Genomic DNA, 10105 nt, shown 5'->3' with positions numbered 1-10105 from the left:
CTCGACCCCTTGTGGGTCGCCGAGCAGAGCCTTCAGCGACCCCGCTAGGGTGTCGCACCTATCAGGGAGTCAGGCAATCAGTGCGACACCCTGGCGGGGTCGCGGGATCGCTTGCAATGCCTGATCCCCGGGTCATCGGGGCTACGCCCCTCGACCTGGGGCTAGGAAGCGGGCACCCGCAAGGGGTGCTTCGCGTCCCACTCTTCACAATCAGTTGATTGATTTCCGTACCACTCAAATGCGTCACCCCTGGTTGCGATAGAGCAGAGCTGGGGTCGTGTTATTTTGCTATCTTTGCTCTGTTTTTGAAATAATTTATCGGAGAGACTTGGTCTGCTCGGCAGACGGGGTCTCGCTCTTCTCTATTATTTATGGACTGGTTAACCAATCTCTTTATGCAGCACGGCGTCGCACAGGCGATCGTCGTCCTGTCCCTCACAATCTCCGTGGGGCTGCTGCTGGGGAGGATCAAGTTCTGGGGCATCTCCCTCGGCACTGCGTTTATCCTCTTCGTCGGCATCCTCTTCGGTCAGCTGGGGCTCTCCATCGATCCGACGATCAATAGCTTCTTCAAGGACTTCGGACTGGCGATCTTCGTCTACTCCATCGGTCTGGAGGTGGGACCCAGCTTCTTCTCCAATCTCAAGTCTAAGGGTGCCAAGCTGAATGTCCTCGCTGCCATCGGTGCCTCGCTGGCAGCGCTGGTGACGGTGGCACTCTTCTACATCACCGACATCCCGATGCAGACGCTGGTGGGGGTAATGAGTGGTGCGGTGACCAATACGCCCGGACTTGCCGCCGCCCAGCAGACCTATCAGGATATCACCGGGGTCGCAGATCAGTCGATCGCTCAGGGCTATGCCGTCGCTTACCCGCTCGCCGTGGTAGGCATCATTATGACCATCGTGATGACGAAGGTGGTGGCAAGGATCAATACCGATGAGCTGGAGAAGCGCCTCACCGCTCAGTCCGATGCGGAGACCAGCGAGACGGAGGGCATCTCGGTCGAGGTGACCAATCCGGAGCTCTTCGGGAAGACGGTCGTGGAGCTGAAGAATCTTGTGCCGGACACCGGCTTCGTCGTCTCTCGTGTGCTGAAGAAGGCTACCAGTGAGACGGTCCTGGTGAACGGTCAGACACGGTTTGAGGAGGGGGACAAGCTCTTTGTGATCCTCAATACGACCAACGAGGAGGATATCATCTCGGCTGTCGGTAAGCTCGACACGTCGGACCACGTGACCTGGGTGGAGAAGTCTCAGGACGTGATCTCCCGCTGGGTGCTGCTCTCCAATAGCAAGCTCAATGGTAAGACGCTCAAGGACCTGAAGCTGAGGGAGCACTTCGACGTCAGCGTGACGCGCGTCGACCGTGCCGGCGTGAAGCTGGTGGCGGTCCCTTATCTGAAACTGCAGCAGGGTGATAAGCTCCTCTGCGTCGGCGGGGAGAAGAGTGTCACTGCCGCAGCACAGTCCTTCGGCGACTCCTCCAAGGCGCTCAATAAGCCCAATCTCTTCGCCATCTTCCTCGGACTGATCCTCGGTATCATCCTCGGCTCACTGCCGATCATGATCCCCGGACTCTCCGCTCCGCTGAAGCTGGGTCTCGCCGGCGGTCCGCTGATCGTGGCCATCATCGTCGGTCGCTGGGGGGCAGAGTTTGGCCTCCCGACCTACACCACCACGAGTGCCAATCTGATGATCCGCGAGATAGGTCTCTGCGCCTTCCTCGCCTGCGTCGGTCTCGGTGCCGGTCAGGGCTTTATCGAGACGCTCGCCCAGGGAGGCTATGCCTGGCTCGGGTACGGACTCCTGATCACGCTCCTACCGCTGATCATCGTGGCATTTATCGGGCACAAGTTCTACCGTTTCGATTACTTCACCCTCGCCGGTATGATCGCCGGTATGACCACCGACCCGCCTGCACTTGGCTACGCTCAGACGCTCACTTCCCGCAATAAGCCGCTGATCGGCTACGCGACCGTCTACCCTCTGGCGATGTTTATGAGGATCCTACTGGCGCAGCTGCTGGTACTGCTCTTCTGCGCTTGACGTCGGTGCTATCGTACGAGGCGACCGCCCCTCTTGGTGACGAGGAGGGCGGTCGCTTCTTTGTACTTAACGGTAAAAAAGGTATTTTTGCCACCGGGGTCCTCTACTGAGGAGCTCCTGCCGGTCTCTGACGGGCAGAGGATAGATAATAACTTACAACCTATAAACCAACTAACCACATGGCACAACGTCATCCTAAAGGGCTGCTGGTGCTCGCCTTGGCAAACATGGGCGAGCGCTTCGGCTACTACACAATGCTGGCCATCCTGACCCTGTACTTGCAGGCAAAGTTTGGACTCTCATCAGCTACTACGAGCTGGATCTACTCGATCTTCCTCGCTCTGATCTACTTCCTCCCCGTCTTCGGTGGTGTGGTGGCAGATAAGTGGCTCGGCTACGGTCGCACGATCTTGATCGGAGTGGTCGTCATGTTTGGTGGTTACCTGCTGCTCGGTATGCCCTTCGGCGCCGGTCAGGCCGGTCTCGCCATCATGTTGGCGGCACTACTCTTGATCTCGATAGGTACGGGACTCTTCAAGGGAAACCTCCAGGCTCTCGTCGGTAAGATCTACGACGATCCTAAGTATGCGAAGGGACGAGACATCGCATTCTCGATCTTCTACCTCTTCATCAACATCGGCTCCCTCTTCGCCCCCAGTATGGGACAGGCGATCACGAATAACGTCCTCAAGGACCACCACTTCGCCTACTACAACGCCGATATCCCGGCCAATTACAATCGCTTCAACGACCGTCTCCTCTCCGCTGACGAGGAGGCCGCCTTCATCCAGGATGTCCAGGCTAAGCATAGCGACTGGGCAACGATGGCTGCGGAGGATCAGGACAAGGCGATCACCAAGGCGAAGTCTGACGAGGGTGTCCTCTTCCAGGCCGATGCGGATGCGGCAGAGTTTAATCTCAAGCTCGCCGGGCTCAATCAGTACACCATCACCGGCAAGATCACCGATCCGGCGCTGATGGTGACGGATGACGACTACCGTCTCGCCAAGTCGCGCGTGCCGGAGCAGCAGGCTGCCCGCCAGGAGCTCCTCGACCGCGTGGCTGCCGCAGAGGTACCTGCCAGCCTTGTTCCCCTCGAGGAGGGCGTGGAGTCTAAGGGCTTTGCTCGTGACTTCGGCTACGAGTATGTCCAGACCGCTCTCTCCACTTCCTACAGCTACGCCTTCTTCGTCGCCTGTATCTCGCTCGTCATCTCGATCCTGATCTTCGTCCTGGGACGCAAGACCTGGAAGTTTGCCGACGTGACTGCCAAGCAGGCTATGAGCAACGCTGCCGAGCAGGGTAAGAAGGTGAAGCCTATGCCCAAGAAGGAGGTCCGCGAGCGCATGTTTGCCCTCATCCTCGTCTTCATCGTGGTGATCTTCTTCTGGATGGCCTTCCACCAGAATGGTCTCACACTCACCTTCTTTGCCCGTGACTACACGGTGAGCCAGGTCGACCCGGCCACCTACGGTCTCTTCAATATCGGTATGCTGGTGGCCTTCATCGTCTTCATGTACGGTATCTACTCCATGACGATGGGTCTCTTGGGATCGGAGAAGAATAATAAGCTCGGTCTCGGTCTGATCGTTGCCGGTCTGATCGCCCTGGTGGCCGTCTACCTGACGCAGATCAAGCCGCTCGAGGGCATGCAGAATATCACCCCGCAGATCTTCCAGCAGTTCAATCCCTTCTTCATCGTCCTCCTGACGCCTATCACGGTCGGCATCTTTGCTGCACTGGCCGCTAAGGGCAAGGAGCCGAGCGCACCGCGCAAGATCGGTATCGGTATGATCATGGCAGGCGTCGGCTTCCTCGTGATGCTGATCTGTGCCCTGACCAACCAGCTGCCGGCACCCGGATCGCTCAATGGCGGTACCAGCCCGATCCTCGTACAGCCTGAGTGGCTCATCGGTACCTACCTGACCCTGACGGTGGCCGAGCTCTTCCTCAGCCCGATGGGTCTCTCCTTTGTCTCCAAGGTGGCTCCGCCCCAGTACTCCGGTCTGATGCAGGGTGGATGGCTCGCCGCCACCGCCGTCGGCAATATGCTGGTCGGCGTGATGGGCAGCCTCTGGGACAAGATCTCGATGCCCACCTTCTTCATCATCCTGATCGCCTGCTGTGGCATCGCCGCAGTCTTCATCTTTGCCATCATGGGTCGTCTCGAGCGTGTAACCGAGGATCAGCCTGAGGAGGTGACCGAGTGATCACGCCATAGGCAATCATAGCCCTATCTAATAGGGGGCAGTACCTGAGTCAAGTCGGGTGCTGCCCCCTCTTCGTAGCATTACTGCACCCATCTTATACGGATGTGCCTGTAGTCGACAGAAGTGGGCGCTACATGCAGATAAGAGACAGGTGGAGGTGGAGGAGGGGGTATCTTTGCAGTGCTCCGTAGGTGAGCGGGAGGACTATCGGGAGAGTGTGGGGACAAATTTGGGTACTTTTGCAGGCACAAAAGGTTCAAATAATGGAAGACTATAAGCATATACGCATCAGCGACTACAGCTATCCTCTGCCGGAGGAGCGCATCGCGAAGTACCCGCTCCCGGAGCGGGATCACTCTAAGCTACTTCACCTCAGCCCCGATGGACAGATCAGTGAGCACCACTTCTACGACCTGCCGGGACTGCTTGCGCCGGAGGATCTGATGGTGATGAATGACACGAGGGTGATCAATGCCCGGGTGGTCTTCCACCGCTCCACTGGCGCGCGCATCGAGGTCTTCTGTCTCGATCCCTGTGAGCCGAAGCTATACGAGGAGTCCTTTGCCTCGCACCACGGCGTCACCTGGCACTGCATGATCGGCAATGCGTCGAAGTGGAAGGAGGACCGTCTCACCCGACCGATCTCGGGCGGCACGCTCTCCGTGGAGCGGGTCGGCGAGGGACTGGTTCGCTTCGCATGGGACACCGAGGGCTCCTTCGCCGACATCCTCGAGGAGGTGGGCGAGCTGCCGATACCGCCTTACCTCAATCGCGACACCGAGGCGTCCGATCTCGTCACCTACCAGACCGTCTATGCGCGGATCGAGGGGAGTGTCGCTGCACCGACCGCCGGGCTGCACTTCTCCGACCGGGTGCTCCGGGAGCTGGAGGAGCGGGGGGTCCGTCAGACGCGCGTGACGCTCCATGTGGGAGCCGGTACCTTTGCCCCCGTCAAGAGCAGCACCATGGGCGGTCACGAGATGCATAAGGAGGTGATCAAGGTGCCGGTGGAGGCACTGCGGACCATCACCGAGCAGAAGCGGGCGGGACGACAGATCGTCTCCGTCGGCACCACCTCCACACGCACGCTGGAGAGCCTGTACTACATGGGGATCAATGTCCTCGACGGCGTGGAGGAGCCGCTCCACGTCAGCCAGTGGATGCCCTACGAGCGGACCTACGAGGTGTCGGTGCCGGAGGCGCTTGACGCGCTGATCGGCTATCTGGAGGAGAGTAGCAGTCCGGCGCTTATCGGCGACACGCAGATCATCATCGAGCCGGGGTTTGAGTACCGTCTCGTGGATAAGCTGATCACCAACTTCCATCAGCCGGTCTCGACGCTGATGCTGCTGGTGGCGGCGTTTGTCGGGGAGAGGTGGCGTGAGATCTACCGCTTTGCCCTCGATCACGACTTCCGCTTCCTCTCCTACGGAGACAGCAACCTCCTCGAGAAGCCAGTCACTAAATAATCTCCCTATGTCGTCCTCTCCGGGTCCGGCTCTCGACCGCCGCATACTGAGGCTCGCCCTGCCCAATATTGTCTCCAATCTCACCGTCCCCCTCCTCGGGCTGGTGGATATGGGGCTGACGGGGCACCTGCAGGAGGCGGCACCGATCGCGGGGATCTCGATAGCGACGACGCTCTTCAACCTCATCTACTGGGTCTTCTCCTTCCTCCGCATGGGCACCTCCGGTCTCACGGCGCAGGCCTACGGGAGTCGCAGTCCCGAGCGGATGGGTCGGACACTGGCGCAGTCCTTCCTCATAGGACTGGTGGGCGGTCTGCTGATCATCCTCCTGCAGACACCGCTCTCGCGGATGATCCTCTCCGTCCTCGCCCCGGAGCCTGAGGTGGAGCGGTATGCGCTGATCTACTTCGCCATAGTGGTGATGGGAGCGCCGGCGATACTGACGACGAATGCGATGAATGGGTGGTTCATCGGGATGCAAAACAGCTGGTATCCGATGGCGGTCAGCATCGTCACCAACCTCGTCAATATCGGTCTCTCGGCCTTCCTCGTGCTGAGTGAGGGGCGCGGGATAGAGGGCATCGCCATCGGTACGCTGGTGGCGCAGTGGCTCGGGATGCTCCTGCTCGGGGGCGGTGTCCTGCTGCTCTATGTGCGGCGGGGAAGGGTCGTGCTGCCCCGCCGGCTGAGCGCCCTCGGGGAGGAGCTGGGGCGGTACTTCTCGACGAATGTGCATATATTCTTCCGCACGCTGCTGATGGCCTGCGTGAGCGTCTACTTCGTCTACGCCGGGACGCGGATGGGGACGCTGACGCTGGCGGGGAATGCGCTGCTGTATCAGTTCTTTACCCTCTTCTCCTACTTCATCGACGGCTTTGCCAATGCCGGGGAGGCGATCATCGGCGATGCCTACGGACAGAGGGATCGCTCCTCACTGCGGACGGCGGTGCGGCGACTGCTTGGCTGGGGGATAGGCCTGGGCGTGGTGGTGACGGCGATCTATGCCGGTGCCGGGCGGGGACTCCTCGCACTGCTGACCGATGAGGCTGAGGTGCTGCAGCAAGCGCTACGCTACCTGCCGTATATGGTGGTGCTCCCGCTGGCGGGCTGCATCGGCTTCGTGATGGACGGCGTCTTCATCGGGATGACGGCGACGCGGGAGATGATGTGGAGCATGATGGTGGCGGTGATCCTCTTCTTTGCCACCTACTTCGGGCTCCCGGTCGAGGACGGCAATGCGGCGCTGATGAGTGCTTTCCTCATCTACCTCGCTGCACGGGGCTTTGTCCAGTTGCTCATCGCACTACGACTGGAGGGGCTGGGGCTCCCCTTTACTCGTCGCTACATCATCCTCGCCGGCACCACATATGACGAAGAGCGGGCGGGGACACTGAGGGAACTGATCCATGCGGCGCTCCCCGAGGCGCGATTGACAGAGGCGATGACGTCGGAGGATGCCAAGGGCAGTGGGCGGATCTACCGAAATGCGCTGCTGATCCTCGACAGCAGGGAGGAGCCGGAGGAGCTCGCTCGACGGATGAAAGAGCTGGAGCAAGAGGCAGGGCGGATCCGCACTCCCGGTGGCGAAGTGGCACTCGACCTCGACGTCGTCCTCTGCGACGACCGGGTCCTCCGCCCCGCCGACTACGCCGCCCCCTACTTCCAGTCCCTCTACCGCCAGCTCAATAATAACAAATAAAAAAGGTCCTCGCAGTGCTATTAATAACACTGCGAGGACCTTTTTTTGTTCCTTCCGGTGTAGAAACTAACCTACTGGCGGGGACGTGCGTCGACCTTGAGGATCGCACCGGTGGCGGGATCGAAGCGGACGGAGGTCTCCATCTTCTTGTCGGTAAAGAGACCGCCCTCGAGTGCTTCCAGGGTGCCGAACTGAGCCACCGGCAGGCTCCTGGTGGCGATGCGATTGCCGCGGTAGAGGAGTACAGCCTCAGCCGATCCGGGGACGATGTGGACGAACCCCTTGCGGAGCTGCTTCTCCTTCTTCTTCAGATCCCTCTCGGTAAGCTCGGGTGCACGCTCCGTCACCTTCAGATCCAGATAGATCGGCTCACCCCGCAGATCGTCTGCCGGGAGTAGCCCGTCACGCTCGGAGAAGCGAAGAGCCACCTGACGTCCCTCAGTGATCTCGATCGGACGAACGAGCCGGACGTAGGTGGTGGTATCGGTGGTACCGAGGAAGCGCTCGGTGAGACTTCGCTCAGCAGCATCCAGCCCCTGCACGGCGATGCGGAGTGCCTGACCGTCGGCAAAGGGCTGATCGGTCTCGCCGGAGAGCACGGCCGTGCGGCTGTCGCGGAGACGGTAGATCTCCTGTGCTGCGATCTCGGCACGCTTGGCGGGCGTGGTGGCTCGGATGTAGTCTGAGGGTAGGCTCTTGAGGTCGCCGAAGTCCCTGTCGTGCCTCGACTCGATCGTCCTCTCCTCCGGCATGGCGGGCAGCTCGACGGGAGTGGTGACATTGACCGCCACGAGACGACCGTCATCGGTGAGGGAGACATTGGCTGCACTGCTGTTGCGTCGCATCTCCACGGCAAAGCGGAGCGAGTCACTCGGTGTACCGTAGCTCCCGAGGTCGACACTCACCAGCTGATACGAGGTGGAGGGCTCCAGTATCGCCTCCCGTACCCCGAGGTATCGGTCGGCGTAGAGTGCCAGCTCGCCCGGCTGCCGCACCACCTTCCGATAGGTGACGGTGGCGTAGAGGCGGGTCTCCGGCAGGGCATAGACGACGCTATTGTCCGGCAGGGTGGAGACATTATAGGGCTGCACGCGCACCTGAGCCGTGGCAGCACAGGAGGTCAGGAGGAGTGCGGCGAGGAATAGAAGGGATGATCTCATAAGCTTTTGTCTCATATCGGCAAAGGTAACCAATTCGCCCAAGAGCTTAAAGCTGCAGCCCCACGACCAGAACCGGCACCGGCACCGCACCTTCCAGCGTGAAGAGTATCTCGGAGCTGTAGGCGTAAGGTCCTCTGTAGAGGTGCTTGCCGTCCCAGGTGTAGAGGATCTCGGAGCTGTAGGTGTAGGGTCCTCGGTAGAGGTGATTGCCGTCCCAGGTGAAGAGTATCTCGGAGCTGTAGGTATAGGGTCCTCGGTAGGGGTGCTTCCCGTCCCAGGTACAGAGGATCTCGGAGCTGTAGGTGTAGGGCCCCTTGTAGAGGTGCTTGCCGTCCCAGGTGTAGAGTATCTCGGAGCTGTAGGTGTAGGGCCCCTTGTAGAGGTGCTTGCCGTCCCAGGTGAAGAGTATCTCGGAGCTGTAAGTATACGCTCCGTGGTAGATGTGTACTTGCGCCATGGCTGTGAGTGATATGAGTGTGAGGAGGACCGTTAGTAGTCCTCGCCTTGGTGAAGTAGGCATAGTTCTTCGGTCGATGTGGTACGGGACAAAGATAACCACTCCGGACGAAATGCCCCAATGGACTTCAGTGGTCTAAAAATCAACTCACTACATTTTGTTATCTTTGTCTGAGACAGCAATCTACTTCACTACATAAAACCTAAAGATTATGAGAGTAACATTACCTCTATGCGCAGTGACGCTCATAGGTGCCGTGACACTCAGCTCCTGCGATCAGAAAGCCAATACCACCGAGCAGACCACTGAGCCTGCGACTGAGGTGGTCGCCGCCCCCGCACCGGACTATAGCGCCGAGATCAGGGAGCACAACGACGCACCGATGGTCTTCGATGCGGAGCAATTCACGATACAGAACCCCAACTACCGCACCTCCCTCTGGACCGGGAAGCAGTCTCAGATGACGCTGATGAGCATCCCGGTCGGGGATGATGTAGGTCTGGAGTGCCACGATGATGTGGAGCAATTCTTCATCGTCTATGCCGGCAAGGGGACGGTAAAGATGGGTGACGCTAAGGACAACCTCTCTATGGTAAAGGAGGTGGGGCCCGGCGATGGTATCATCATCCCCCTCAGCACCTGGCACAATGTGATCAACGCCTCCGATAGTGAGCCGCTGAAGCTACTCAGTATCTACGCGCCCGTGGAGCACCCTGCCGGCACCGTGCAGCCGACCCACGCCGACGCCATGGATGAGGAGCACTGATCCCCTTCCGTCATACATCTGTGGTGAAAGTCCACACGGGGCGTAGTTGCCAACGAACCCCATAGCGACTTGCAAGTTTCAAGGGGTGACCCTTGGGAGAGAAGAAGCAATAGCGAATTCGTGGCCTGACGAACAGAAACCTAATACAAAGGCGTATCAAGCGGACAAGCAGGCTTAAGACAGTGAAGATCCAAAAGGCAAACGTAACTCATTTTGAGGAGACTTCGGTCTCCTCTTTTCATTTGGCCAGGGCTGACGCATTTGAGTTTTACCGTAACGGATCTGATGCTTGTCAG

At 59.5% G+C, this 10105-nt stretch carries 7 protein-coding genes; 5 read left to right on the top strand and 2 right to left on the bottom strand.

The genetic code is table 11. The annotated features are described in order from the left end of the window. The first annotated feature begins 371 nt into the window (after nt 1–371). The 4 genes from B088_RS07615 (at nt 372) to B088_RS07600 (ending at nt 7426) form a co-directional block, all read left to right on the top strand. Nucleotides 372–2048: a putative transporter gene (locus B088_RS07615; RefSeq protein ID WP_018107828.1), complete on the top strand. Its 1677-nt coding sequence runs from the start codon at nt 372–374 to the stop codon at nt 2046–2048. A 179-nt stretch (nt 2049–2227) separates the two neighbouring features. Further along, nucleotides 2228–4258: a peptide MFS transporter gene (locus B088_RS07610; RefSeq protein ID WP_018107827.1), complete on the top strand. Its 2031-nt coding sequence runs from the start codon at nt 2228–2230 to the stop codon at nt 4256–4258. A gap of 263 nt (nt 4259–4521) precedes the next feature. Next, on the top strand, nt 4522–5727 hold the full coding sequence (locus tag B088_RS07605) for an S-adenosylmethionine:tRNA ribosyltransferase-isomerase (protein ID WP_018107826.1): 1206 nt from the start codon (nt 4522–4524) through the stop codon (nt 5725–5727). A 7-nt stretch (nt 5728–5734) separates the two neighbouring features. Continuing rightward, nucleotides 5735–7426 (top strand): MATE family efflux transporter, encoded by a 1692-nt coding sequence (locus tag B088_RS07600; protein WP_018107825.1) that lies wholly within the window; start codon nt 5735–5737, stop codon nt 7424–7426. Nucleotides 7427–7497: 71 nt separating this feature from the next. Here the strand turns inward: B088_RS07600 and B088_RS07595 are convergent, their stop codons facing one another. Together B088_RS07595 and B088_RS07590 are read right to left on the bottom strand one after the other, a co-directional pair. Next, entirely contained in the window at nt 7498–8586 is a 1089-nt protein-coding gene (locus tag B088_RS07595; protein WP_018107824.1) for a DUF4831 family protein, read from the bottom strand. 46 nt (nt 8587–8632) lie between these two features. Next, nucleotides 8633–9043, bottom strand: a complete 411-nt coding sequence (locus tag B088_RS07590; RefSeq protein WP_018107823.1) for a hypothetical protein — start codon at nt 9041–9043, stop codon at nt 8633–8635. 211 nt (nt 9044–9254) lie between these two features. On the opposite strand from B088_RS07590, the gene B088_RS07585 reads away from it, so the two are divergent. Further along, nucleotides 9255–9809 (top strand): cupin domain-containing protein, encoded by a 555-nt coding sequence (locus tag B088_RS07585; RefSeq protein ID WP_025082156.1) that lies wholly within the window; start codon nt 9255–9257, stop codon nt 9807–9809. Nucleotides 9810–10105 lie beyond the last annotated feature (296 nt).

Origin of the sequence: Porphyromonas bennonis DSM 23058 = JCM 16335, from assembly GCF_000375645.1 — a bacterium.
Taxonomy (GTDB): Bacteria; Bacteroidota; Bacteroidia; order Bacteroidales; family Porphyromonadaceae; genus Porphyromonas_A; species Porphyromonas_A bennonis.
Note: the sequence above shows the minus strand (reverse complement) of the source record. Positions and strands in the feature narration are given on the sequence as shown.